This window comes from Moraxella sp. TY6, assembly GCF_048551375.1.
In the GTDB taxonomy this organism is placed as follows: Bacteria; Pseudomonadota; Gammaproteobacteria; order Pseudomonadales; family Moraxellaceae; genus Faucicola.
This window is the reverse complement of the sequence record NZ_JBLYZJ010000001.1, coordinates 292,410-319,409: the sequence shown is the minus strand read 5'-3', so window position 1 is coordinate 319,409 and position 27,000 is coordinate 292,410. Positions and strand designations below refer to the sequence as shown.

Here is a 27,000-nt window from a genome sequence, read left to right as displayed (position 1 = left end):
AAATCACTATAATTCTGCCAAATATTGCCTTGCTTCGTCCATCGCCATATCTTGCATTTGCTCAAGCCACGGTTTTATCAAGTCATCTTGATCACGCAAATACCGCTGAATCCGCACCGCAATCGCTGTCGGCAAGGCCTCAAACCCTTGATGAGTCGACTGTTGCCATACATTTACTAATGGATGCGGATTATCAAGTGTCAAATCCGATGCGGTATTGGCTTCGACTAACTCAACTAGACTGGCAAAGAGGCTGACATTGGGATTTTTATTGACCACTTCCACCCCATCTACCCATTGCCAATGGCGGAATGCCTGTGTCACAGCGGTTTCAAGGTCAGACTGATAACCCAATTCAAATGCCTTGGCGGTGTTTGTCCAATGCAATCGCAAGGCAATTTCTGGCTGATGGCAAAACACCACCAATTTACCGCTAAATTTTAATTGCCACGGCATTGCCACTTGGGTCATATCTAGCCCAAGCAACTCAGCAAACTGTTGGCGTGTCAATAGACGGTCAAAATGCTGGAGCAATGCCCCTTGCAATGGGTGGGCAAGTTTTAACGTATCAGTAAGCGTTTCATAATGGTAAAGAAATTTTATGGGGGCGTGTTGGTCAATGATTGACGTGGTTAATTGACAGCGGTGAACTTGCCATGTTGGCAAAGTCGTACCGATACAAGTCAATAAATCGCAGGGTTGTGAGGATTGTGTTGATGAAAGGTGGTTTATTAAATTTGACAAAATCACTCCAAAAATCATCGGTCGCAAAGTGCGTAATATAACATGATTTCGGGTGGTGAGATATGTCAAACAGAATATTAACTATTCTTTAAACAGTTATTTAGGTTAAGCAGTTATTTAGGCGGTATAAATAGACGTAATCAATAAACCCATCGCCACCAAAAAACACACGATAAATACCATGCCAAGCCATTGGCGATTTTTTTGCCAAGGGTGTTTACAAGGGTCAGATTCAGATGATGGCGTGTTATCCGCTTTTTTTGACTCAGTGGTATTTTTAGATAGTTTAGATGGTTTGGTCGTTGGTTCATTAATAAAGCTAAATGACAGCGGATTCTGCTCATAAATTGGCACACCCACAATGCGAGCAGTGGGCAAACAAGCTTGGGTGCTATGCCGTGATGGTTTCATAAGAGATTCCTTGGGATTTGATAGCCTACATTATAAAAAATCCCTTAGTATCATTGTGCTATTTTTCACGGTGTTTTTGTTATCAAACTAATAATTAGTTTAGTTTTTGTACAAGGTTGCAAGATTGGGTAACCCATTCTTACCAACTTACTGCTAAATCTCCACTTTCGCTCCCATTTCCACCACATTGTTACTGGGTAGTTTGAGGAATTCCGCCGCCGTGCCTGCATTGCGGTGCATATGGGCAAACAGTTTTTCACGCCATAACGCCATACCTTTGACCGTTTCACTGGCGACAACCGCTTCATGCGACAAGAAATAGCTCACTTTGGCAGGGTCAAAGTCTAAATTAAACTGCTGAATATGCTTGAGTGATTCTGGTACATCAGGGTCGTTCTTAAAGCCAAAGTTTAATACTACTTTCCAACAGTTATGCCCAAGATAGGTGACATCACTGCGCTTATTCATGCCAATCCAAGGCGTTTCATGGGTATTGACGGTCACAAACACATTGTATTCATGTAGACATTTGTTATGTTTTAGATTTTGTTTAAGGGCAACAGGTACGATATCCTGTTCTGCCACCAAAAAAACCGCAATACCTTTGATTTTTTTGATATTTTCAAATAATAATTGGCATTTTTGTTGGCGAATGAGCTGGTCTTGTAGCACTTGATGTTGTTTTTGCAATTCAGCACTGGTTTCACCAATTTGCTGTTGCATATCTTCGCTGACCGCCTGAAGTTTGGCTTGGGTCGCTTCAAGGGCATTCTGTAGTTTTTTGGTGTTAAAACTGCCAAACAAATCATCCAAAAATGACTTCAACCCCATTTGCCCTGTGGTATGTACGATATGTACCAAGTTTTTGCCATCACGCCATGTAATCATAATGATAAACATGATTGCCCCTAGCATCAGCGGAAACCAACCGCCTTTGAATAGCTTGAGCAAATTGGACGACCAAAATAAAAAGTCCACCACAAAAAACACGCTGGTCACGCCAAAGCAGATATACAGCGGATATTTCCACGCATATCGCACCACAAAATAGGTCAAAATCGTGGTAATCAGCATATCAGTACACACGGCAATCCCATAGGCGGCCGCCAAAGCTTCGGAGGATTTGAACATCACCACGGCAAAGGCAATGGCAATAAATAGCCCCCAATTAATCGCAGGAATATAAATTTGCCCCACTTCTTTGACATTGGTATAAATAATCCGCATCCGAGGTAAAAAGCCCAATTGTACCACTTGTTTGGTGATACTAAATGCCCCAGAAATCAAGGCTTGCGAGGCAATCACTGTCGCCAAAGTCGCCATTACCACCATTGGGATTCGCATGATTTCAGGAATCATTAAAAAGAACGGATTCGCCTTGCCTGCTGGATTCGCCAGTAAAAATGCCCCTTGTCCAAAATAATTAAGCAATAATGCAGGCATCACGATGGCAAACCATGCAATACGAATCGGGGTTTTACCAAAATGCCCCATGTCTGCATACAATGCCTCACCGCCTGTCACACACAGCACCACCGCCCCAAGGATGATAAATGCCAACGTGGGATTAGTCATAATAAAATCAAAGGCATATAAGGGATTGACGGCTTGTAAAATCTCGACATTATGCTGAATATGATAAATGCCAATGCCTGCAATCAAAATAAACCACAACACCATCACAGGTCCAAACAGCTTACCAATGCCTTTTGTGCCGAATTTTTGGGCAAAAAATAACACAAATAAAATCGTCAAAGTGGCAGGGATTACCACACCGTGCATGGCAGGTGACACCACAGTCAGACCTTCAACCGCAGACAACACCGAAATGGAAGGCGTAATCACCCCATCGCCATAAAATAGACACGTCCCAAAAATCCCCACCAATAAAATCAGTGAGTGTAATCGTGGGCGATGACGTACCGCATTGGATGCCAATGCTAACATAGCAATCAGACCGCCCTCGCCTTTATTGTCGGCTCGTAGCACAAGTGAGATATATTTGACACTGACAATGATGGTAATTGTCCAAACAAATAACGACAAAACCCCAAAGATATTGGCAGGATTGAAGGCGACATGACCTGCATTGAAAACTTCTTTCATGGAATACAGCACGCTTGTGCCGATATCGCCATAGACGACCCCAATTGCCCCTAACGTCAAAGCAGGCATTGAGGTTTTGGTGTGTGATTGACTCATAGCATCGCTAGATTGATAAAGATGCCCTATTATAAAGCTTATTACATTAAAGTAACATATAAATAATTTTTGTAACAAAGCGTGATTGTTATTGTAGTCCTATCATTTTTGTATTATAAACCAATGCGTTGCTTGATTGATAACTGTCTAAAATCAATGATGAAATGGCGGTTTTGCCAACCAAATCAAGCCAATTAACAATAAAAAAAGCATCCCAAACCCATAAAACACATCATTTGAGCCAATAATCATGGATTGTTGGGTAATTTGTTGGTTTAATAATACCAATGCCTGCTCTTGACTCATGCCAGATGCCTGCATTTGAGCCAACCATGCTTGAGCATTTGAGCCTAATGTCGCTGTTTCACTCAAATACGCATGATGCTCAATGCTTCGCCGTTCCCACACCGTCATCACCAATGAAGCACCGATACCCCCTGCCAATGTACGAACAAAAGTAAACAAACCTGTTGCCGATGCCATTTTTTGTGGTGGGACATTGGATAAAGAAATGGCGGTCAATGGCATAAAAAACATCGCCGTGCCTAGACCTTGCATAAATTGAGGCCAAAACACATCCCAATAATCCATCTGTGGGTTAAAATGACTTCGCCACCAAAAAGTTGACCAATACACCAAAAAGCTCAGTGTCACCAAGATTCGCATGTCCATATTACGAGCATATTTACCGATGATGGGGGTCAATAATACAGGGAAAAATCCAATCGGAGCGGCTGCCAAGCCTGCCCATACCGAGGTATAGCCCATCGTCTGTTGAAGCATCACAGGCAACAACACAATCGCTCCCATATACACCAAAAATGCCAAGCTAATCACCAATGTACCAATGGTAAAATTGCGGTCTTGAAATAACGATAAGTCCACAATGGGATGGGTTTCGCCTCGCTCCCAAATCACCAAATAACCTAGGCACAAGATGCTAACTGTTGCCAAAACAATGATTTCAGGGGAGGCAAACCAGTCTAACTCTCGACCTCTATCCAGAAAAAACTGCAATGCTCCCACCCCAATCACCAACAACATCAGCCCAATTTTATCAATATCAGTTTTGACAATAGGAGTTTCTCGGTCTTTAAGCTGTTGCCATGCCAAAATAATTGCCACCACACCAATCGGAATATTAATAAAGAAAATCCAACCCCAATGATAATTATCAACCAAATAACCACCCAAAATTGGCCCTAAAATTGGGGCTGTCACCACCACCATCGAAAACAAGCCCAAGGCAAGGGCCCGTTTTTGCAGAGGAAAACTCTGCATCAGTAGGCTTTGGGACAAAGGAATCATCGGGCCTGCCACCGCCCCTTGAGCCATACGTGCAATAATCAACATCGGCAAACTATGCGATACCCCACATAGCCATGAGCAAAAGACAAACAAACTGGCTGACCATAAAAATACTTTCACCGAACCAAATTGCCTTGCCAGCCAGCCTGTTAGGGGAATCGAAATTGCATTTGACACGGCAAACATGGTAATCACCCATGTGCCTTGTGAAGTCGCCGCCCCCAAATCACCTGCGATGGTGGGTAATGCCACATTAGCAATGGTCGAGTCCAGTACCATCATAAACACTGCCATCGACAGGGCAAAGGTGGTAATCGCTAACGGCATACCTGACATGGGTTGCAGGTGTTGATGAGGCGATTGGGCAGGTTTTGCCTGTTTGGGGGATGCGGACGCTGTATCAGACGGCACGCTGGGGTTTATTGCTTCTGCCACGGTCGCCCCTTATGATTGATTTTCTTGGAGAATTTGTTGGATGATTTGTTTTGCCCCTGTCATGTTGGGGGTCAAATCAACTGAGGCAACAGGCTTGGCATTGGCGGTGGTGGTAGCGACTTGAGGCTTGCCTGCTTGGTCACGACTGTCAATGGATGCGTGCATACTCAAGCCGACTCGTAAAGGATGTGCCAACAATTCTTTACTATCTAAGGCGACACGTACAGGGACTCGCTGGGTGACTTTAATCCAGTTACCTGTGGCATTTTGGGCAGGTAGCACCGAAAATGCACTGCCTGTACCTGCGGATAAGCCGACAACTTTGCCATGATACACCACGTCTTCCCCATAAATATCTGAGATAAGTGTGACCGTTTGCCCCAATCGAATATCTTTGAGTTGGCTTTCTTTAAAATTGGCATCGACCCATAATTCATGTAATGGCACAATGGTCATCAAAGCCGTGCCTGCATTGATTTTTTGTCCAAGTTGCACACTGCGTTTGGCAATTTGTCCATCAATGGGGGCGATGATTTGGGTGCGATTGAGATTTAGCCACGCATTTTCGATATTAGTGATGGCGGTCTGCACCACAGGTTGGGACAGTACATTTCTATCCCCCAAATTGGCAATCGTGGTATTACGTTGGGCTTTTGCAGTATCGACAGCGGTTTTGGCAGTGGCTTGACGTGCCAATGAGGCATCCAGTTGAGTTTTGGCTTTATTGACCGCATCCATTGCGTGTTGCACTTCTTCTTTGGATACCGCATTTTGGCTCAATAAGGTGGCTCGGCGTTGATAATCCGCTTGTGCTGATTGTAGTGCCACTTGTGAGGCTTTGATTTGGGCATCCACTTCATTCATGGCGGTTTGGGCTTGAATGATAGATGTGTCCGCTTGGGTGACGTTGGCAGATTGGGTTTTGAATTGGTGAATGGCGGTTTTGAGTTGGGCTTTGGCAGTTTCGAGGGCTAGGGCATTATCGGCTTGATCAAGTGAGATTAATAACTGACCTGCTTTCACCACATCGGTGTCATTTACGCCAATAGCTTGCACCGTGCCTGTGATTTGTGAGGTAATTTGCACCTGATTACCATTGACATAGGCATCTTCGGTTGCCACTTCGTATCGCCATTGCGTCAGATAAAAAAAGGCTAAAGTCGCCATGATAGCCAAAACCAACAAGGTAAATATCAGTAAGTTTTTACGGCGTGATGATTTTTTTTGGCTATCATCAGTGGTGGTGGGTACGGTCGTTGAAGGCATATCAGACATGAATTATTCCCTAAGGTCTAAGCCAAAAAATCCGTCTGAAAAACAGACGGATTTTTGACTTAACACAACATACAAAAGCATCTAAAGCGTTATTTGACAATATAGGGGCTATTATAAGACATTCTAAAGATTAAAACCATGTGTGATATGAGGAATTAACCAAAATCATTGACCCACCAAATCAATCACCCAAATTTCTGCCTGTGACCCCAATCGCAACGGCACGCCCCAAAAACCGTAGCCAGAGCTGACAATCACATCTGTATCATTGATACGTTCATGCCCATAACCCAACCGATTGATGGCTTGCACAATAAAATTAGCAGGAAACATTTGCCCATTATGGGTATGCCCAGATAGCTGTAAATCAATGGGTAATTGAACATTTTCATCAATGCCATTGGGTTCATGGTCAAGTAAAATAATCGGTTTATCAATCACTTGAGGCAATAAATCTTTGGTGTCTTTGCGATGACTGGCATGATTATCCAACCGCCCAATCAACCAAAACCGCTCATCCACCAATACCCCACTATCTGCCAATAAAGTGATATCCGCCTGTTTAATCGCTTCACGAATCGCAGACTCATGCCCATACATATCATGGTTGCCCAACGAAGCATAAATCCCCATCGGCACAGCTTTGGCAAGCTGTTGTAATGCAGGTTGCATTTTTTCGCTCTCATAATAGTCGGTGTTATCATCCATCACATCGCCTGCCATCAGCAATAACTCAACGCCTTGGGTTTTGACCAACTCCGTCAATTTAGTCAACTGACGATTACCGACCAATACCCCCAAATGCAAATCTGACACCATACCCAAGCGAATCGGCTTGGCTAGTGGTTGATTAGTATGCACTGTGACATGACGTACCACAGGCGTATAGGCATTGTAGACACTCAGCCCAATCAACCCTACCCACAGCAAGGGCAATAGCACTCGCACGCCCCATTGAGCAAAGCCGATTTTGATGGATAATTGAGAAAATAAGTGCGTCATCCCCCAATTTAGCAAGCCGACCACTGCCATTGCCATGATAAATAGCCAGAGCAAGGTCAGCCAAGTCATACTCACTTTTAGCCAACCACTGCCTAGCCGTACCATCGCCAGCACTAACAAGCCATTACCAATGGCAAATAGCGTCCATTTTAGCCAATCAATGGTCTTGAGCGACAATAAATCCCTACCCCACCACGCCAGCCCACGCCACACGCCATAGGTCAGTAATTCAAATAAAATGATAATGACCGCTAAAAACAACCAACGCATAGAGCAACCTTTTGATAAAAATTGATTTTATAATCTAAAGGATTAGATATAATGGTTTAATTTTATTTTACAATATTGTAGATTGGCTTAAATTGTTACTGATAGGTAAAGTTTTTATGCATTAAAAAACCCAGTTGCGAGAACAACTGGGTTTTTGGATATCGGCTCATCCGATGGGCGGTATTTTGACAGGATTTTGGGTTTTTAACAAGACTTAATTTTAACAAACTGATAATTAGTTAACGCCATTTGATAATCAGTCCCATCATCCGCCAAAATAATTTGCCGTAAGGTGGTTGTAATAGATTGGTAAAATTAGGACGTACCTGCTTAAATACCGCTTGGGCATGAGAAAACGTATCAAAACTATAATGCCCATGATACCGTCCCATCCCTGATGCCCCTACACCACCAAAAGGTAGACTTTGTTGAGCAATATGATATAACGTTTCATTGATACACGCCCCACCACTCACCGTTTGGGTCAGCACCTGTTGTACCTCAGTATGATTTTCCCCAAAAATATACAATGCCAAAGGGCGGTCACAAGCATTAATATACGCCACTGCGTCATCAAGCTGATGATAACTGACCAAGGGTAAAATAGGGGCAAAAATTTCCTCATTTAGCAATTTGGCATGTGGGGGTAAATCCGTCACAATCATCGGTGGAAAAAAACCTGTATTAATGTTCACATGATGAGTCGTCAGCGGATGCAAGGTTGCTCCTAAACTTTGGGCTTCCTCCAAATAACCTTTCACACGTAGGGCTTGCTTGCGATTCACCATAAAACTATAATCTGAATTGGTCTGTAAATTAGGATAATGCTCATTGAACCACTGTTTTGATTGGTCGATAAATAACGCTTGTTGTGATGGGTTAATCAGTGCATAATCTGGGGCAATGCAAGTCTGTCCTGCATTCAAGCTTTTACCTGTCCACACTCGCTTGGCGGTATAGGCAATATCCGCACTTGGCGTAATCACCACAGGGGATTTTCCTCCCAATTCTAGAGTAACAGGGGTGAGATTGGCAGAAGCGGATTGCATAATCTGCTTGCCTATGGCAGTCGAACCTGTAAAAAATAAATGGTCAAATGCCAACTGGCTAAAGGCTTTGGCAACCTCAATATCACCTTGTATCAAAGTCACCTCATCCGCCGAGAAATACTGAGGCAATGCCATCGCTAGCCACTGCTCAAAATATGGGGTTGCCTCAGACACCTTGAGCATGGCTCGATTGCCTGCGACCAACGCCCCAGCCAAAGGGGCAATCACCAAATACAACGGATAATTCCAAGGGGCAATAATGCCCACTACCCCCAAAGGTCTAGGCTGAACATAGCTGGTAGCAGGTAAAAACCACTTACCTGTCCGCACACGCTTAGGTGCTAACCATGCTTTGCCATGACGGATAGCATGTCGTACCGCTTCTAAACTGGGAAAAATTTCTAGCATGGTGGTTTCGGCAGGCGAGCGAAAGCCAAAATCTTGACTGATAGCCTCAATAATAGCCGATTGGTTGTCGGCAACAAGTTTTTCAAGCTGATTCAGCCGTTGCAAGCGAACCGCCCAAGTGGCTTGTGGGTATTGGCGACTAGCGTTACGCATAAGGGAGAATTGCTTATCAAGCATTGTCAATGGCGTATTGGCATTGGGACTAATATCATTTGGCATGCGTATTCCTTGCATATTTCAAGCACATTGGTAAATATAGACGGAAAACCATATTGAATCTTGCTCACTGACTTATAAAAAATCCTGTGTTGGCAAATAGGCTTGGCATTGTCCGTCTTTTAATATCAAAATATGTTGACATAATGCCTTCACCACTGCCAAATCATGGCTAATAAAAATATAGCTTAAGCCAAACTCGGCTTGAATTTCCCTAAGTAATTTTACCACCGCAATTTGGGTACTGCTATCAAGGGCGGAAGTCGGCTCATCCAATAACAAAATCTTCGGCTTCATCACCAACGCCCTAGCCAATGCCACACGCTGACGCTGACCACCTGACAATTCATGCGGATAACGATGAATAAAATCTCGTGGCAACCGTACCGTGTCCAATGCGTTTAGCACCGCTTGCTCTCGCTCTAGCTTGCCAATGCCTTGCACCATCAAACCTTCTTCAATGATTTCAAACACGCTAAAACGAGGATTGATACTCGCATATGGGTCTTGGAAAACCATTTGGATTTGACTGCGATACGGCAAAAAACCTTTATTTGACAAGGGTAAAATATTGGTAAAATCTTGCGTTTGCTCTGAGCTTGTCGAAGGATGATTAGCATTGGCAACGTCATGGTTCGATAGGCTTACCACAGACGTTGATAAATGCGGATTCAACAAAATTTCGCCTGTCACTTTGGCAGAATTACCCAATAATTTAATCAAGGCTAACGCAGTCGTGGTTTTGCCAGAACCACTTTCACCAATAATTCCCAAACTTTGCCTTTGTCGCACCGCAAACGATAACCGATTAACGGCGGTAAAATACTGGGTAACTTTGCCAAAGAGATTGGTTTGCGTGGGGAATTGTAGGGTTAAATCATTGACTTGTAGCACAGTAGGGGCATTGTCAAGCGTTGGCAGACTTTTGCCAAAATCTTGATAAATCAAGGATTTAGTATATTCATGCCTTGGATTGTCAAAAATCGCTTGGGTCGTCCCCTGCTCCATTACTTTGCCTTGTTGCATGACGATGATATGGTCGCTGTAGCGTTTGACAAGGTTTAAATCATGGCTAATCAATAGCATCGCCATGCCACGCTCACGCTTGAGGTGGTCAAGCAAGCCCAAAACCTCATGGCGTAAGCTGACATCAAGGGCAGTGGTTGGCTCATCGGCTATCAAGATTTGCGGATTTTGTGCTAATGCCATGGCTATCATCACCCTTTGGCGTTGTCCGCCAGACAGTTCATGCGGATAGCGACCGAGTTTGTTGGCTGGGTCTGGGGTATTGACTTGGGTGAGTAAGTCAATGGTTTGCTGTCGCCAGTCTTTTTTTGCCACGCCTGCCATAGCAAGCGATTCAGCGATTTGTTTGCCAATGTTGTGCAATGGGTTTAAGGCGGTCATTGGTTCTTGGAAAATCATACCAATGCGTTTGCCTCGGATTTGTTGGAATATAGTTTCGTTAGATTTTGATTTGCTTAGGCTATTTGGTAATAATCCTAATAAGGCAAGGCTTGAGAGGGATTTGCCAGAGCCACTTTCACCGACAATGGCGAGGGTTTCGCCTTTTTGTAAGGTGTAAGACAAATTGTCCACTAGGGTTTGGGTAGTGGATTTTATGGTGAGGTTTTGGACGGTTAGCAATTCACTCATTCAACATTTCCTTGAATGGTGGAATCGCCAACTAAAACGCCTAAATTTCCCACAAAATAATTATGATTGTCTGCAATTTCTAATTGATAAGTTGTAGTAGTAAAAAACCCTTGTCGCTGTTGGCTTTTACCATCAATAAAATTTTGAATAAATTTAGCAACTAAAGGATATTTATCAAACTTGAAATCATTGTTATAAATATAGCCACTTTCTTCAATGTCATCGCCATCAACGTAGATTGTACCTTGTGCCATTGTCGGAAAATTTTGAGCAAAATAAACTTGGTCAAATAAATCAAACATAAAATAGCTTTGATTGTTTGCATTAAAATCAATCAATAATTCAGGCGTGCTATCCCAAGTATCGACAGTAAAGGCGACATTTTTCAAATGTGTGTTAAATGTAGGCGTAGTATGGCTAATCACACCTATGTTCACCCCTATTAAATTTACGCTACTGGAAGTTTGCATTTCATCATCAGCTTTTGTCCAACCAATTTTCGTGCCTTCATAGCCTTCTGCATCGCCATTCACCCAAATATAAGTATCACTACCCACAAATAATAAATACTCATCTTCTGAACCCACACTTGGTAAATACTCAACTTTCCAAATTTCAGCATTTTGAATTGTTGAAACATTTTGAATGGCTTTTAAAGATTCCGTATTTTCTTTTAGCGATTTCGACCAAACCAAATCCCCAACTTGTAAATTTTGGATAGGAACTAAGCCTCTATCCGTATGCACCAACGTCCCTGCCACAAAACCTGCATTCATATTTTATCCTTTAACCAAATCAATAACTGCACTCAATTATAGCTAATTAGCATCTTTTATCGCCATTTAAACCAAAAATAACACAGGTTTTGTCTTGATTATTGTAGTTTTTTGCTAAAATTCATCACCAACGCTAGAGTAATCCGTAGCCAACAGGTATTATAAGCCCCATTAGCCGTCTTTCAAAAACAATAAGGTAATTTTTGGACTTATCCATGCGTGATGATACCACAACAACTCGCCCAAGCATTGACTCAACTCCCAATGCCAATGCCAACATCAACCCAAACAACAGTATTGACCAAAACCTAAACCACTTGAGTCAAAATGCCCTCAGCGTACTGTTAGTCATCATCGAAACGTTACTGACCTTGTTATTACGTTTTGATAGCGAATTGCGTCAAACCGTCTACCCACTAGCCCAACAAAATACCGTGGTAGCCATCCGCTCGTATGTGCCTCACACCACATTTTATGCCACATTTACGGTCAATGGGATTCTACTCGATAGCCAGTTACAGCCTAGCCAACAGGTCGATGTCACTATCAATGGCTTTACTTGGGAGTTGGCACAGGCGATTTTTACCCATAAAGTCGCTGGGGTCGAAAAGCTACAACTATTGGGTGAAATGGAAAAAGTCGCTCAAGTCAAACAATTTTTATTGACCGTGGGTATCAGCAAAATTGTGCAAAATATCCTACAATCCGTGAGCGGTAAAAAACCCAACAGTGACAAGTCTGACAGTGAAAAAACTGCCAAACCCAAAACCACGGTTGCCGAATACCGTCAACGCATAGATGAGCAAAAATCCCAAATCGCCCAATTTGGTATCACTGAAGCCGAACTCAAAGCCCAAGTGAGCGAATTGACCAGTAAAAACAAGCTATTAAAAAACTGCCTACTCATCGCCATTGTACTATTTATTGTGTGTTTGGTGGGATGGATTATCAAATAAATAAGCTTTAATTTGACCAAGTTTTAATTTAACTTCACAGAGAACTTATGTACCCTTTTTTACGTCTTGGCACGCACGCCATCAAAAGCCTTGTAAAACACCAACAAGGGCAAAACCTCACCCTTACCGATACAGGTGAAATCACCCTTACCGCCAATATCAATGACATGGACAATTTTTTGGAAATGAATAATGGGCGGATTTTTACCCTATTTGATTTGGGTCGCAATGACTTTGCCATCCGTTCAGGATTGGCAGGGAAACTGATAAAAAATCGTTGGGGATTGGTAGTGGCAGGTAGTACCATCCAATATCGCAAACGCATCCGCTTGATGGATAAAGTCACAATTAAAACCAAAATCGTAGCAATTGATGATAGATGGATTTATGTTGACCAAAGTATGTGGGTCAAGGGTCAGCCAACTTGCCATGCCCTACTCCGTACAGGCGTGACCAATATCAAGACAGGCAAGGTTATTCCGACTGTCGATGTGCTTGAGGCGATTGGGGAAAAGGACTTTGTGCTACCACCAAATGAGTGGGTCAAAGCATGGGCTGAGGCGGATAAATTACGTCCGTTTCCACAAGCTGAAAAATAAACATTTAGGACTTACGCAAATTTTTAATTTATCCTGTTAAATAAAGACGCTAGACCCCTGCCTACGCAGGGGTGACGAGTAAATTAAAAATACTCAGTCATTCCTGCGAATGCAGGAATCCAGTGTCTTTTGCGTAAGTCCTAACATTTACAAGGGCGTATTCAATACGCCCCTACCATTATACAAGCATTGCAAAAACTATGAAATTATCCGATTTTGATTATCATTTACCCGAAAATTTAATCGCTCGCTATCCACTTGCCGAGCGGTCTGCCTCTCGTTTGCTGTATGTGGCAAAGGGTGGGCAAATCAGCGATAAACTGTTTACCGACTTGCCAAACCTGTTAAATCGTGGCGATTTAATCGTTTTTAATGACACCAAGGTGATGAAAGCCCGCCTATTTGGACAAAAACAAAGTGGCGGTGCGGTCGAAATTTTGGTTGAACGAATTTTGCCAGATGACCCCACAACTCAGCAAACAAACACTGCTCTTTGCCATGTGCGAGCCAGTCGTAGCCCAAAAGTCGGACAGACCTTGAGCGTTGGCGATGGGTCGATTACTATCACTATGTTGGGGCGTGAAGAAAATTTGTTTGTGTTGCAATTTGACCGAGCGATTTTACCGATTCTTGAGCAATATGGCGAATTACCGATTCCGCCCTATTTTGAACGCCATGCCGATGACAATGATGAAAACCGCTATCAGACGGTATTTCACGACCCTGCCAAACTCGCCAGTGTCGCTGCTCCTACCGCAAGTCTACATTTTGATGAGAATATTTTGGCACAGCTTAATGCTAAAGGTGTAAACACCGCCTTTGTCACGCTCCATGTTGGTGCAGGGACATTTGCCCCTGTCAAAACGGACGATATTTTGAGCCATAAAATGCACTCTGAATATGCAGAGTTACCACAAGCTACCGCAGATTTGATTAACCAAACCAAAGCCAATGGCGGTAAAGTGATTGCGGTGGGAACGACTGTGACTCGGGTGTTAGAAACGGCTTATTTGGCGGTAAAAAGTGGCGATCAAAGTCAGCTTGGAGCATGGCAGGGCGATACCGATATTTTTATTTATCCATCATTTCAATTTGGCGTGATTGACCGTTTGATTACCAATTTTCATTTACCCAAATCGACCTTATTGATGCTCGTTTCGGCATTTGCAGGGACAGATGCGATAAAACAAGCCTATCAACACGCCATCGAGCAACAATATCGGTTCTTTAGCTATGGCGATGCGATGTTATTGGATACTTGGTAATGTCAAAAACTGTTTAATCATTTGCCAGCCCTGTGAATACAAGGGGCTAGTGTCTTTATTCATAGAGCTTAAGCATGTTGTCCAATTACTGATAAGAGTGTTTTATGTTATCACTGCCCGTTCGGCAAGATTTACGTCAATTATTTATGCTGACGATTCCCATTTTGATTACCCAAATTTGCCAGTCTGGTCTAAGCTTGGTTGATACACTGATGGCTGGGCAAGTGTCTGCGTTGGATTTATCTGGGGTCGCAATTGGGGCTGGGCTGTGGATGCCTGCATATTTGTTGGCAATTGGGGTATTGATTGCAACTACGCCTCTATTGGGCGAAGCCATTGGACAACAACGTCCACAAGATATTCCTTTTATTACTCAGCAGTCATTATGGTTAGCGTTATTGACAGGAATAGTCGGATTTTTGTTGATTAATCAGCTCCATTATCTGTTTGATTATATGGGCGTACCTGGTAATATTCAGCCAATTGCCAAAGAGTTTATTTTTGGTATTTCATTGGGTTTCCCTGCAGTTTGTATTTATACCAGTCTACGGTGCTACACCGAAAGCCTTAAACAGCCTGTAGTAGTGATGGTGATTAGTATTATTGGGTTGCTATTGAATATTCCGTTTAATTATGCATTTATTCACGGTGTGCCTAGCATTGGGCTACCTGCTTTGGGTGGTGCAGGCTGTGGCTATGCGTCTGCTTTGACATTATGGGTGGATTTTTTATTATTAATGGGCTATTTAATTGGGTCAAAAAATCCGATTTTTGCCAAGCCACGATTTTTTCACCAGTTTAGTCGACCTAGTTTATCTCAATTATCCAATCAGCTAAGAGTAGGTATTCCGATTGGGATGGCGATATTTTTCGAAGTCAGTGCATTTAGTCTGGCATCATTGATTATTAGTCCGTTTGGTGAGATTGCGGTGGCGAGCCATCAAGTGACACTGACGATTTCGTCACAGATGTTCATGTTACCATTTTCGGTATCCATGGCACTGACAATTATGGTCTCCAATCGTTTTGGGGCAAAAGATTATCAAGGACTTCTGCGTATCAAGCTATTGGGCGTCATGGTCGCTAGTGGGTTGGCGTTGATGACCATTTGTCTAACAGTGATTTTTCATCAGCAAATCCCTCGTTTATTCAGTGATAATGCGGAAGTAATTGCCCAAGCATCTGTGTTATTGTGGTTTGCTACGCTCTACCAACTGTTTGATGCATGGCAAGTGAATTTTGCTGGGATGTTGCGTGGTATCCAAGATACAACTTTACCGATGTTTATCACACTGTTTTGTTATTGGTGCGTGGCAATTCCGCTTGGAACATATTTGGTACGCTTTGTTGGTATGGGGTCAAAAGGTGTATGGATTGCCTTGGTAATGGCACTGGGATTGGCATCTGTGCTATTAGGTGCAAGGGTTTTACAACAGCAAAAAATACTCAAGCAAAACTGGAACATCATTTGACAAATAATATAGCGAAACGGATACGCTTTCAAAATAGGACAAATTGTAGCGTGGGAATGTTGGGTTTCGGTTTCGCACGCTCAACCCAACTTACATGTTATGAAAATGCGTAAGTCCCAATGTACTTTGACTGGTCAATCAATAGCATTAACTAAAATTTTCCCCATCAAATACCCCATCAAACAACACACTCGACAAATACCGCTCCCCACTGTCTGGCAAAATCACCACGATGGTTTTGCCTTGCATTTCTGGACGGCTTGCCAATTCATAGGTTGCTTTCAGTGACGCACCACATGAAATCCCCACCAACAAGCCCTCTTCGGTCATCGCACGTCTTGCCCATGTCATCGCATCGTCACTGGTCACACCAATCACTTCATCCAGCAAGTCCAATGCCAAATTTTTAGGGATAAAATTCGCCCCAATGCCTTGAATTTTATGCGGTGCAGGGGTCAAAGTTTCGCCTTTTAGGGCTTGGGCAATCAGTGGCGATTCGGCAGGTTCGACTGCAACGGTATAAAGTGACTGTTTTTTGTTTTGTTTAAAATAACGGGCAATCCCAGAAATCGTGCCACCTGTCCCCACGCCTGCCACCAGTGCATCAATCTTGCCACCCAGTGCCTTATCAATCTCTGGGGCGGTGGTTTGGACATGGGTTGCAGGGTTAGCAGGGTTATCAAATTGTTGTGGTAAGAAGTATTTGCTAGGGTCACTGTTGCGGATTTCTTCGGCTTTATCGACTGCCCCTTTCATGCCTTTGGCAGGTTCGGTCAATACCAAATTTGCCCCCAATGCCGTCAAAATTTTACGGCGTTCCATACTCATCGAAGACGGCATGGTCAGCGTAATCGGATAGCCTTTGGCGGCCGCCACAAATGCCAATGCAATGCCTGTATTGCCACTGGTCGGCTCGATGATGTGCATACCTTGTTTAAGCTGTCCTGTTTTTTCGGCATCAGCCACCATGCCTGCCCCAATGCGGTCTTTGACCGAGCCTGCCGAATTACGGCTTTCGACTTTGGCAAGCACCGTCACGCCTTTTGGCATGATACGATTGAGGCGTACCAATGGCGTGTTGCCGATTGCGTCAGCGTTATTGGCATACACATTGGTACTGGTGTGAGGGTTGGCATGGGCGGTAAATTTTGGATCGGTTTGTTGTAGCATGGTTGTTCCTTTAAGATGTTATATTTTGCATAAATCATTATCAATCATATTAATCAACTTACTATACGATGTCTAATGATAATCATTACTAAGTTTATGCGTTTTTTGTAAAAATGAATTTGCTAAATATCCCCAAATTAGCGACAATAGGCGATAATTGACGCAATCTGATATAACAGGAAGGAATTTTTATGTCAAACTTACAAAATTTACAGCAAATTATCGAAGATGCTTTTGAAAACCGCACCACCCTCAACCCCAATGATGCCAACGACCACGTTCGCACAGCCGTTAACGATGTATTAGCTCAATTGGACAACGGCACATTGCGTGTTGCCGAGAAAAAAGATGGTGAATGGGTCGTTAATCAATGGGTCAAAAAAGCCGTATTATTATCATTCCGCCTCAATGACAACCGTATTATGAATGGCGGTCGTGACGTACAATTCTTTGATAAAGTCGATACCAAATTTGCTGACTGGGGTGATGAACAGTTCGCTCAAGCTGGTGTGCGTGTCGTACCGCCTGCGGTCGCTCGCAAAGGCTCATACATTGCCAAAGGTGCGATTTTGATGCCTTCGTATGTCAATATCGGTGCGTATGTCGATGAAGGTACGATGGTCGATACTTGGGCGACTGTTGGTAGCTGTGCGCAAATCGGCAAAAACGTGCATCTATCTGGCGGTGTCGGTATCGGTGGCGTACTTGAGCCATTACAAGCCAATCCTACGATTATTGAAGATAATTGCTTTATTGGGGCAAGAAGTGAAATCGTTGAAGGTGTGATTGTTGAAGAAGGTTCGGTGATTTCGATGGGCGTGTATATCGGTCAATCCACCAAAATCTTAGACCGTGAAACAGGCGAAATCACTTATGGTCGTATCCCTGCTGGCTCGGTGGTAGTGTCTGGTAACTTGCCAAGCAAAGATGGCTCACATAGCTTATATTGTGCGGTGATTGTGAAAAAAGTCGATGCTCAAACTCGTTCAAAAACGTCAATTAATGAATTGTTAAGAATGGATTAGTTTTTCTAATAAAAAACCAATCTTAGTTCGTAGCGTGGGTTAGCGAAGCGTAACCCACGACAATTGAGATTATAATTTAAAATTGTTCAGCTACTTAGCTTTTTCAATTTAGATTCTTTTTGATTTTTGGAATACAGGCTACAGCATTGAATACATAGTCTTTTTCTACTTTAGATACAAGTATTATTTCATCGTTATTTTCATTTACAGTAATGACTTTGCTTCCTATAGGTACATTACTACAGCGTGAATAAGTTTTAGCCTCAAAGTTATAAATAAAAAATTTCGCTGTATTCGTTACAAAATCTTCGTATGGCTTTTGCATATTATGATAAGTGTTATTTAAAACACTCAAAGTAATAGCATAGATTATTATCCTTGTAACTATAGAAAATACTGGGTATTTCTCATGAGAGATAGATTTGATTCCAAATCTTTTCAAAACATCAAGAACCATATGAAAAATTAATGCCAATAAAGGTGAAATTATCAATACTACATATAAAACAATCCCTAAAATAAGAAATAAAAACGGAGTTAATAAAATTGCAGTAAAAGCAACTGAATAATTCAAGCTTGACGAATCGAAACCAACAATTTGATTGATAGTCTGACTAGACAAAGCATAACCTATTGTCGTTATTAGCGGTGTTATCACTATTAATGCAATTTTTCCAATTAATGTTGCTATAATTTTATGAGTAACATATAGCATATCTGAAATAATACCAAAAACTATCAGCAACAATCCAAAATAAAATAAAACTGGGTTACTAAACAGCCTAAAAACAACATAACCTACGAAGCTAATAATTATACCAAAAAAATAATATCGTTGGCTTCCATTCAACTCCGATATAAAATCCATAAAATTGATTTTTCGTATTTTACCAATAAAATTTTTTAACTTATCATTGAGTTTGGATTTCAAATCATTCATTTTACTTCCCTTAATTATGTCAGAAGACTTGCTCATTCATTATATAATAAAATCTATTTTTACTATGAATTTTTAGTTTAATTCCATATACTATATTGAATTAAACTAAAAAACCTAAAAATCATGTATATTTATCGCCACCTTCAACCCCTTATCAACCAACTCAAACAACAATTCCCTGCCTTACTGATTACAGGGGCAAGGCAAGTCGGCAAATCCACCTTGCTACAACACATCGCACCCGATTACCAATATTTGACTTTTGACGACCCTTTGTTACTTACCCAAGCCAATGACGACCCACGGCTATTTTTCTTAAACCACCCCAACCATGTCATTTTGGATGAAGTGCAATACGCCCCCAACCTATTTCCACTATTAAAACTGGAAATTGACAGACAGAAAGGCTCAGGGTTATTTCTGCTCTCTGGCTCACAAGCCTTTGAACTCATGCAAAACGTCAGCGAAAGCCTTGCAGGGCGAGTGGCGATTTTGCAACTAAAGGGCTTATCACTGCGAGAGATTCATCAAGTTGAATTTTATCAGCCATTTTTACCCAATCGTGACTATATCACCAACCGTGAAGCCAAACTTACCAATTATCCTAATATTTGGCAACGCATTCATCAAGGCGATATGCCGAGGCTTTATGAGCGAGAAATGAATTGGGATGTGTATTATACTTCATACTTGGCAACTTATATCGAGCGAGATGTAAGGACATTGTTAAATGTCAATGATTTGCAAGCCTTTACTCGCTTTATGGTAGCGGTGGCATCACGCAGTGGCGAACTGGTAAATTTTAGCAATATCGCCCAAGAAGTCGGCGTGTCATCCGAAACCATCAAACGCTGGCTTGGCGTGTTGCAAGCCTCTGGTATTGTGTATTTATTAGCCCCATTTCACAATAATCACCTTAAACGTGCCATCAAAACGCCCAAGTTATACTTTATGGACACAGGGCTAATGGCATACCTTACCAAATGGCTGACCGCAGACACCATTCAGCATGGGGCAAAAAGTGGACAGTTTTTTGAAACACTGGTGGTATCAGAAATCATTAAATCCTTTACCAATCAAGGCATTACCCCACCCTTGTATTTTTATCGAGATACTAACCAAAAAGAAATTGACATCATCATCGAACATGGACAAAGTCTATATCCGATTGAAATCAAAACCACTGCTAGCCCTAATAAGGCAATGGCAAAAGCGTTTGGGGTATTAGATGAATTGGCTGAAACAGGGCAAACTATTGAGCAAGGAACGATTATCTGTCAATATCCTAATAAATTGTATTTAACCGAAAATTTGGTTAGCTTACCGATTGATTTTATTTAACCGAAATTTTGTGTAAAAAATATGGGTTGGTTTATAATATCAGTTTTGATTATTTATCGCTTAATATACCGCTTTTACAACTTTTTGGATAAAACATGAAATCACTTTTTTTAATCATATCTGCGTCAATAACTTTAATTGCCTGTACTCAGCATACCAAACCTATGCCATCAATTTCCAAAATAGCCAATCCTGCCAGTGAATTTTGTGTCAAGGTAGGTGGAAAATCTGCTATAAAAACAGATACCAAAGGCAATCAATATGGTGTTTGCCAATTCAGCAATGGACAAGAAGCCGATGAATGGGAATTTTACCGAGAATCAGCAAAAATTATCGTTGAAGGCGATACCATACACAAGGGAAGCAAATAAAAATGCCACAACAAGATTACCAAAACGGCTTAACCGTCCGCAAGCAAGTGATGGGCGAGGCTCATGTTGAGCGTTCCATGTCGCAAGTCACCCCTTTTACCGCCCCACTACAAGACTGGATTAACGAACACGCTTGGGGGTCAACTTGGCAACGAGAGGGCGGAAATGGTGAAGGCATTGACCGCAAAACTCGCTCATTGGTGACGATTGCGTTTTTGATTGCCCAAAAATCGCCAACAGAGCTAAAAGGTCATATCCGTGGGGCGATTAATAACGGTGCTACTGTGTCAGAAATCCAAGAGGTGTTATTGCATAGCCTACCTTATTGCGGAGCACCAGCGACCCAAGAAGCCTATCGCTCTGCAGTGGAAATTTTGACGGAAATGGGGCTGATTTAACAAACTAAATAACTTTAAACCACGCAAACCATCACCAAAGTTTGAAAAATTAAAATCCCAAAGTTCCAAATAGATTTGTTAAAATTGACTTTTCATACTAAATAAAAATTCCTATGCCAATTAATCATCAAATTCCTTTAAGAAACACCGCCATTCCCACCACCGACCCGGAGGCGGGGCTAAAAGTCACCGAGATTTTTTACTCCCTGCAAGGTGAAGCATTGACCGCAGGGCTACCCACCATTTTTATTCGCTTGACAGGCTGTCCGCTTCGCTGTGTGTATTGCGACACCGAATACGCCTTTATGGGTGGCGAACGCATGAGCCTTGATGAGATTTTGGCAAAGTGTCAAACCTTTAACTGCAAACGCATTTGTCTGACTGGTGGCGAACCCCTTGCCCAACCCAATGGCATTGCCTTGATGAAAATATTACTGGATAAAGGTTATGAAATCTCATTAGAAACCGCAGGGGCATTGTCGGTGGCAGATGTGCCAGTCGCTGTGTCCAAAGTCATGGATATCAAGACCCCAAGCTCAGGTGAAGCGGATAAAAACCTATGGGAAAATATCGCCCACCTCACCCAACATGACCAACTCAAATTTGTGATTATGAACCGAGTGGATTACCAATGGTCAAAGCAAATTTTGGTGGACTATCAACTGGATAAAAAAGTCGGTGTGGTGTGGTTTTCACCGATGTTTAATATTGACCAAGCCCATAAAGGCGATGTGCCAAGCCTTGCGACTGAGTTGGCAGAATGGATTTTGGCGGACAATTTACCTGTGCGATTACAGTTACAGCTACACAAAATCATTTGGGCAGATGCCAAAGGTAAATGACTTTTCGCCCCCTTTTCGCTATAATGCGAGCAATTTTTTATTGGTTTTTTGGTTTATCCGTTTAATTTAAGGAATTTTTATGAATACCCTGACTGCCCTTTCCCCCATTGATGGTCGTTATTCGTCAAAAGTTGACAGTTTACGCCCATTTTTATCTGAATTTGGCTTAATTAAAGCCCGTGTTACCGTTGAAATTCGTTGGTTACAGTCACTTGCCAATAACCCTAATATCCAAGAGCCTGCCCCTTTTGATGCCGAAACCAATCAATTTTTGAATGCAATTGTTGATAATTTTAGCGAAGCCGATGCCCAAGCGGTCAAGGATATCGAAAAAACCACCAATCACGATGTGAAAGCAGTGGAATACTTTATCAAAAATAAATTCAAAGACAATGCCAAATTGGCAGATAGCCTAGAGTTTATCCACTTTGCCAAAACCTCTGAAGATATCAATAACTTATCGTATGCGTTAATGTTAAAAGACAGCCGTGATGTGATGGTCAGCACCATGCAAACCATCATTGACGAAATCGCCAAACTTGCCAAAACTTACGCCAGTCAGCCGATGTTATCACGTACCCACGGACAAACCGCCAGCCCAACGACTTTAGGTAAAGAAATGGCAAATGTTGCCTATCGCCTTGCTCGTCAGCTTAAACAAATCAAAAATGTTGAGTTATTGGGTAAAGCCAATGGGGCAGTGGGAAATTACAACGCTCACTTTTCTGCCTATCCAAGCATTGATTGGCAAGCCCATTCGCAAGATTTCATCGAAAATAGTTTAGGTTTAAGCTTTAACCCTTACACCACCCAAATCGAACCGCATGATTATATCGCCGAATTATTTGACGCATTTAAACGTTACAACACGATTTTAATCGACTTTAACCGTGATGTTTGGCAATATATCTCACTGGGATTCTTTAAACAAAAACTAAAAGATGGCGAAGTTGGTTCATCGACCATGCCTCACAAAGTCAATCCGATTGACTTTGAAAATTCAGAGGGTAATTTGGGCGTTGCCAATGCGGTGATGGCTCATTTGGGCGAAAAATTGCCGATTTCTCGGATGCAACGTGACCTATCTGACTCAACGGTATTGCGTAACATTGGCGTGGGTTTTGCACAAAGCTTAATTGCTTATGAAGCCTGCCTAAAAGGTATTGGCAAACTTGAAGTCAATCCAAACCGTCTAAACGAAGACCTTGACAATGCCCAAGAAGTGCTTGCCGAGCCGATTCAAACGGTAATGCGCCGTTACCGTGTGGCAAATCCTTATGAAAAATTAAAAGCCCTTACTCGTGGTAATGCCATGACTCGTGAGATGATGGTGGATTTTGTCAATGGTGATGAGCTTGATGCGGTCAGTGATGCTGACAAAGCTCGCCTGCGTGAGATGACCCCTGCCACTTATACAGGTAATGCCGAACAGCAAGCCTTGGCAATTGATGAATGGATGGCGAAAATTTAATTTTAAGGCTTACGCAACATGTTATTTATGGCATGTTTGCGTAAGTCCAATAAAATTGCAAATGTTGGACTTAAAAAAAGAGATAATGTATTGCTCATTATCTCTTTTTTTAGTTATTATTATTAATATTTATTTTTTATGAAGCTTTATTACCTGCAATCCCAAGGGTTTGCATTTTTTTGGCAACAAAATAAGCAATTGGTACAGATAACACAAGTCCTGCAATACACACCATGATAATTTGTGGAATTTCATCGAATCCTAATACCAACGCAATGGTCATTAATACACCAATCGTTGTCCCTGATGCAATAGTAAATACCATGCTAAATAATGGCCAATTCATACTAACTCCTTAACCTCAATCAAATGTAATATCTTTAGGTATAGTTATACGCCAATTCCACATTGATAACAAGGAAAAAATATATTTGACTTTTGTCAATTCCAAAACCTTTTTTTATGAGTTTTATTGCTGTATTTATGTTAAAATGTAACGTTACGTTAAAAAAGCATCTACTATTATTCCAACTGCAAAGTATTATCTTTTTTGCCCCATTTCTGCTAAAATTTTGGCATTTCAAAAAGGGCGTAAGCATTACGCCCATACGGTATTAAACCTTGAATTTGATATAATTTTTTTGTTGTTTACAACTATGTAAAACCTTTAATTTAGGAATTTCCTATGACGCTACCTTCTCAAAATAAGCCTTTCTCTAACCCCAAATACGCCACTGCCAATCAACTTCGCCAAGGCTTTATTGATTTTTTTGCCTCAAAAGGTCATACCCCAGTTGCCTCAAGTTCGCTTGTACCGCACAACGACCCTACGCTACTATTTACCAATGCAGGGATGAACCAGTTTAAAGACACTTTTTTGGGCTTAGAAAAACGTGATTATAACCGTGCCGTGACTTCGCAAAAGTGCGTGCGTGCAGGTGGCAAGCACAACGACCTTGATAATGTCGGCTATACCGCCCGTCATCATACATTCTTTGAGATGTTAGGAAATTTTTCGTTTGGTGATTATTTTAAAGAGCAAGCGATTCCGTTTTGTTGGGAGTTCTTGACCTCTGAGCAATGGCTTGGTTTGCCAAAAGATAGACTGTACGTCACCATTTATCATACCGATGATGAGGCGTTTGACATTTGGCATAAAGTGGTCGGTCTTGCCCCAGAACGCATTATCCGCATTGGCGATAATAAAGGCGGTGAGTTCCAGTCAGACAACTTCTGGGCGATGGGCGACACAGGCCCTTGTGGTCCTTGTACCGAGGTCTTCTACGACCACGGCGACCATATTTGGGGCGGTTTACCAGGGTCGGCTGAAGAAGATGGCGACCGCTTTATCGAGATTTGGAACAACGTGTTTATGCAGTTTAATCGCCAAAAAGATGGCACGATGGAAAAACTGCCTGCCCCAAGTGTCGATACAGGCATGGGGCTAGAGCGAATCAGTGCGATTATGCAGGGCGTGCATAGCAACTATGAGATTGATATTTTTAGCCAACTCATGACCCAAGCCGTTGCTATTATCGGTATGCCAAGCGATACTGATGTACAGAATCAACCGTCTTTAAAAGTGCTTGCCGACCATATCCGTTCGGTGGCATTTTTGATTGCCGATGGCGTGTTGCCAAGCAATGAGGGGCGTGGCTATGTACTTCGCCGTATCATCCGCCGTGCGGTACGTCATGGTAACAAACTGGGAGCGACTGAGGCGTTCTTCTATAAACTGGTCGCACCGCTTGCCGACATCATGGGCGAGGCGTATCCACAACTGCGTGAGCGTCAAAGCCATATCGAACAGGCGATTTTAAAAGAAGAAGAACAATTTGCCAAAACCCTATCGCAAGGCTTACGCCTACTGTCGCAAGAGCTTGAGGGGCTAAAAGCAGGTGATACATTGGCTGGCGAAACTGTGTTTAAACTATACGACACTTACGGTTTCCCTGCGGATTTGACTGCCGATATTTTGCGTGAAAAAGACATTGCCATTGACGAAGACGGCTTTGAAGTCAGCATGAATGAGCAACGTAGCCGAGCCAGAGAGGCAGGCAAATTTGGCATGGACTACAATGTCTTGATTCAAATTGACAGTGCTACCGAATTTTTGGGCTACGACACTGACAACGACAACAGCACCATTACGCATTTGTACCTTGAGGGCAAAGCGGTTGAAAGCTTAAACGAAGGCGATGAAGGCGTGTTGGTACTTGCCAAGACCCCATTCTATGCCGAAAGTGGCGGTCAAGCAGGCGAATTGGGCGAAATCCAAACCGAGTCTGGCGTATTTGAAGTATTAGACACTAAGAAATCTGGACAAGCGATTATTCATCATGGCGTGGTCAAAATGGGTACGATTACCCAAGGTCAAGCCAGTGATGCCAAAGTCGCTACCCAAGTGCGTGCCTCAAGTGCCAAAAACCACTCCGCCACTCACCTACTTCACGCCTCATTGCGTCAGTTATTGGGCGATGGCGTGACCCAAAAAGGCTCATTGGTGACCAGCGATGTGTTGCGTTTTGACTTCTCTTATGACAAACCTTTGACCGAAGCCGAAGTTTTAGCCGTTGAAAACCTTGTCAATCAACAAATCCTTGCCAACCAACCTGCCACCGCAGAAGTATTAAGCATGGACGAAGCCAAAGCCAAAGGGGCGATGGCATTGTTTGGCGAAAAATACGGCGACACCGTGCGTGTGCTGTCGATGGGAACAGTCGATAAAGACGGCAAACCGTTCTCAATCGAGCTGTGTGGCGGTCTGCACGTGCAACGCACTGGCGATATTGGCTTGTTTAAAATCATCAGCGAACAAGGTATCGCCTCTGGGGTTCGCCGTATCGAAGCCGTGACTGGCATGGGTGCGGTAAAATATGTGCAACAGGGCGATAAACAACTGAATCACCTTGCCAATCAGTTTAAAGCCAAACGCCATGAAATCGTGAGCCGTGTCGAGCAGTTAAATGATAAAAACCGTGATTTGGAAAAACAACTGGAACGCCTTAGCCAAAAAATGGCAAGCTTACAAGCCCAATCCTTGACCGACAATGTGCAAGATATCAAAGGTCAAAAAGTGCTGATTGCTACGCTACAAGGCATGGATGGTAAGGCATTACGCACGCTATCGGATGATATGAAGTCTAAACTGCACGATGGTATCGTGGTGCTTGCGAGTGTCGATGGCGATAAAATTGCGATGACCGCAAGTGTTGGTAAGGATTTGATGGGTCAAGTGAAAGCTGGCGATATCATCAAGCATTTAGCCGAAAGCTTGGGCGGTAAAGGCGGTGGTAAGCCTGACTTTGCTCAAGGTGGGGCGAGTGATGTGGCAGGATTGCCGAAAGTGATGGATGAATTAGGGAATTGGATTGGGGATAAGTTGGCGTAAATTAACT

Annotated in this window: 23 protein-coding genes; 11 read left to right on the top strand and 12 right to left on the bottom strand. The window is 42.6% G+C overall.

The window, feature by feature from the left end:
* Positions 1 to 6 precede the first annotated feature (6 nt).
* From ACK1U4_RS01525 to ACK1U4_RS01485, 9 genes are all read right to left on the bottom strand, one after another.
* Positions 7 to 744 (bottom strand): hypothetical protein, encoded by a 738-nt coding sequence (locus ACK1U4_RS01525; RefSeq protein ID WP_419401536.1) that lies wholly within the window; start codon positions 742 to 744, stop codon positions 7 to 9.
* Positions 745 to 861: 117 nt separating this feature from the next.
* Positions 862 to 1,155, bottom strand: coding sequence for a hypothetical protein (locus tag ACK1U4_RS01520; protein WP_419401535.1), 294 nt, complete (start codon positions 1,153 to 1,155; stop codon positions 862 to 864).
* A gap of 153 nt (positions 1,156 to 1,308) precedes the next feature.
* Positions 1,309 to 3,357, bottom strand: coding sequence for a KUP/HAK/KT family potassium transporter (locus tag ACK1U4_RS01515; RefSeq protein ID WP_419401534.1), 2,049 nt, complete (start codon positions 3,355 to 3,357; stop codon positions 1,309 to 1,311).
* Positions 3,358 to 3,510: 153 nt separating this feature from the next.
* Positions 3,511 to 5,100 carry a DHA2 family efflux MFS transporter permease subunit gene (locus ACK1U4_RS01510; protein ID WP_419401533.1) on the bottom strand — a complete coding sequence of 530 codons (1,590 nt, stop codon included), beginning with the start codon at positions 5,098 to 5,100 and terminating at the stop codon, positions 3,511 to 3,513.
* 9 nt (positions 5,101 to 5,109) lie between these two features.
* Positions 5,110 to 6,375 (bottom strand): HlyD family efflux transporter periplasmic adaptor subunit, encoded by a 1,266-nt coding sequence (locus tag ACK1U4_RS01505; RefSeq protein ID WP_419401532.1) that lies wholly within the window; start codon positions 6,373 to 6,375, stop codon positions 5,110 to 5,112.
* Positions 6,376 to 6,540: 165 nt separating this feature from the next.
* Positions 6,541 to 7,647: a metallophosphoesterase gene (locus ACK1U4_RS01500; RefSeq protein WP_419401531.1), complete on the bottom strand. Its 1,107-nt coding sequence runs from the start codon at positions 7,645 to 7,647 to the stop codon at positions 6,541 to 6,543.
* 239 nt (positions 7,648 to 7,886) lie between these two features.
* Positions 7,887 to 9,323 carry a coniferyl aldehyde dehydrogenase gene (locus ACK1U4_RS01495; RefSeq protein WP_419401530.1) on the bottom strand — a complete coding sequence of 479 codons (1,437 nt, stop codon included), beginning with the start codon at positions 9,321 to 9,323 and terminating at the stop codon, positions 7,887 to 7,889.
* Between the two features lie 72 nt (positions 9,324 to 9,395).
* Positions 9,396 to 10,976: an ATP-binding cassette domain-containing protein gene (locus ACK1U4_RS01490; RefSeq protein WP_419401529.1), complete on the bottom strand. Its 1,581-nt coding sequence runs from the start codon at positions 10,974 to 10,976 to the stop codon at positions 9,396 to 9,398.
* Positions 10,973 to 11,752 (bottom strand): hypothetical protein, encoded by a 780-nt coding sequence (locus ACK1U4_RS01485; RefSeq protein WP_419401528.1) that lies wholly within the window; start codon positions 11,750 to 11,752, stop codon positions 10,973 to 10,975. The genes ACK1U4_RS01490 and ACK1U4_RS01485 overlap by 4 nt, the downstream gene beginning before the upstream one ends.
* A 215-nt stretch (positions 11,753 to 11,967) precedes the next feature.
* Between ACK1U4_RS01485 and ACK1U4_RS01480 the strand changes: the two genes are divergently transcribed.
* The 4 genes from ACK1U4_RS01480 to ACK1U4_RS01465 all read left to right on the top strand — a co-directional run bounded on the left by ACK1U4_RS01480 (position 11,968) and on the right by ACK1U4_RS01465 (position 16,044).
* Positions 11,968 to 12,708, top strand: a complete 741-nt coding sequence (locus ACK1U4_RS01480; RefSeq protein WP_419401527.1) for a hypothetical protein — start codon at positions 11,968 to 11,970, stop codon at positions 12,706 to 12,708.
* Between the two features lie 47 nt (positions 12,709 to 12,755).
* Complete coding sequence (locus ACK1U4_RS01475; RefSeq protein WP_419401526.1) at positions 12,756 to 13,307, top strand: acyl-CoA thioesterase; 552 nt, start codon at positions 12,756 to 12,758, stop codon at positions 13,305 to 13,307.
* Between the two features lie 200 nt (positions 13,308 to 13,507).
* Complete coding sequence (gene queA / locus ACK1U4_RS01470) at positions 13,508 to 14,572, top strand: tRNA preQ1(34) S-adenosylmethionine ribosyltransferase-isomerase QueA (protein ID WP_419399914.1); 1,065 nt, start codon at positions 13,508 to 13,510, stop codon at positions 14,570 to 14,572.
* 104 nt (positions 14,573 to 14,676) lie between these two features.
* Positions 14,677 to 16,044 (top strand): MATE family efflux transporter, encoded by a 1,368-nt coding sequence (locus ACK1U4_RS01465; protein WP_419399913.1) that lies wholly within the window; start codon positions 14,677 to 14,679, stop codon positions 16,042 to 16,044.
* A gap of 147 nt (positions 16,045 to 16,191) precedes the next feature.
* Here the strand turns inward: ACK1U4_RS01465 and cysK are convergent, their stop codons facing one another.
* Positions 16,192 to 17,214: a cysteine synthase A gene (gene cysK / locus ACK1U4_RS01460; protein WP_419399912.1), complete on the bottom strand. Its 1,023-nt coding sequence runs from the start codon at positions 17,212 to 17,214 to the stop codon at positions 16,192 to 16,194.
* Between the two features lie 191 nt (positions 17,215 to 17,405).
* Here cysK and dapD point away from each other — a divergent pair, with 191 nt between their 5' ends.
* The gene (dapD, locus tag ACK1U4_RS01455) at positions 17,406 to 18,239 is read left to right on the top strand and encodes a 2,3,4,5-tetrahydropyridine-2,6-dicarboxylate N-succinyltransferase (protein WP_419399911.1); all 834 of its coding nucleotides are present in this window, start codon (positions 17,406 to 17,408) and stop codon (positions 18,237 to 18,239) included.
* Positions 18,240 to 18,342: 103 nt separating this feature from the next.
* Here the strand turns inward: dapD and ACK1U4_RS01450 are convergent, their stop codons facing one another.
* Positions 18,343 to 19,179, bottom strand: a complete 837-nt coding sequence (locus tag ACK1U4_RS01450; protein WP_419399910.1) for a hypothetical protein — start codon at positions 19,177 to 19,179, stop codon at positions 18,343 to 18,345.
* Positions 19,180 to 19,302: 123 nt separating this feature from the next.
* Between ACK1U4_RS01450 and ACK1U4_RS01445 the strand changes: the two genes are divergently transcribed.
* From ACK1U4_RS01445 to purB, 5 genes are all read left to right on the top strand, one after another.
* Positions 19,303 to 20,520 (top strand): ATP-binding protein, encoded by a 1,218-nt coding sequence (locus ACK1U4_RS01445; protein ID WP_419399909.1) that lies wholly within the window; start codon positions 19,303 to 19,305, stop codon positions 20,518 to 20,520.
* Between the two features lie 95 nt (positions 20,521 to 20,615).
* Positions 20,616 to 20,891: a DUF333 domain-containing protein gene (locus ACK1U4_RS01440; RefSeq protein WP_419399908.1), complete on the top strand. Its 276-nt coding sequence runs from the start codon at positions 20,616 to 20,618 to the stop codon at positions 20,889 to 20,891.
* Positions 20,892 to 20,893: 2 nt separating this feature from the next.
* Complete coding sequence (locus ACK1U4_RS01435; protein WP_419399907.1) at positions 20,894 to 21,289, top strand: carboxymuconolactone decarboxylase family protein; 396 nt, start codon at positions 20,894 to 20,896, stop codon at positions 21,287 to 21,289.
* 113 nt (positions 21,290 to 21,402) lie between these two features.
* Entirely contained in the window at positions 21,403 to 22,131 is a 729-nt protein-coding gene (queE, locus tag ACK1U4_RS01430; RefSeq protein WP_419399906.1) for a 7-carboxy-7-deazaguanine synthase QueE, read from the top strand.
* Between the two features lie 79 nt (positions 22,132 to 22,210).
* Positions 22,211 to 23,602, top strand: coding sequence for an adenylosuccinate lyase (purB, locus tag ACK1U4_RS01425; RefSeq protein WP_419399905.1), 1,392 nt, complete (start codon positions 22,211 to 22,213; stop codon positions 23,600 to 23,602).
* A gap of 136 nt (positions 23,603 to 23,738) precedes the next feature.
* On the opposite strand, the gene ACK1U4_RS01420 is transcribed toward purB, so the two are convergent.
* Positions 23,739 to 23,948: a hypothetical protein gene (locus ACK1U4_RS01420; RefSeq protein WP_419399904.1), complete on the bottom strand. Its 210-nt coding sequence runs from the start codon at positions 23,946 to 23,948 to the stop codon at positions 23,739 to 23,741.
* 339 nt (positions 23,949 to 24,287) lie between these two features.
* On the opposite strand from ACK1U4_RS01420, the gene alaS reads away from it, so the two are divergent.
* The gene (gene alaS / locus ACK1U4_RS01415) at positions 24,288 to 26,993 is read left to right on the top strand and encodes an alanine--tRNA ligase (protein WP_419399903.1); all 2,706 of its coding nucleotides are present in this window, start codon (positions 24,288 to 24,290) and stop codon (positions 26,991 to 26,993) included.
* The last annotated feature ends 7 nt before the right edge of the window (positions 26,994 to 27,000 follow it).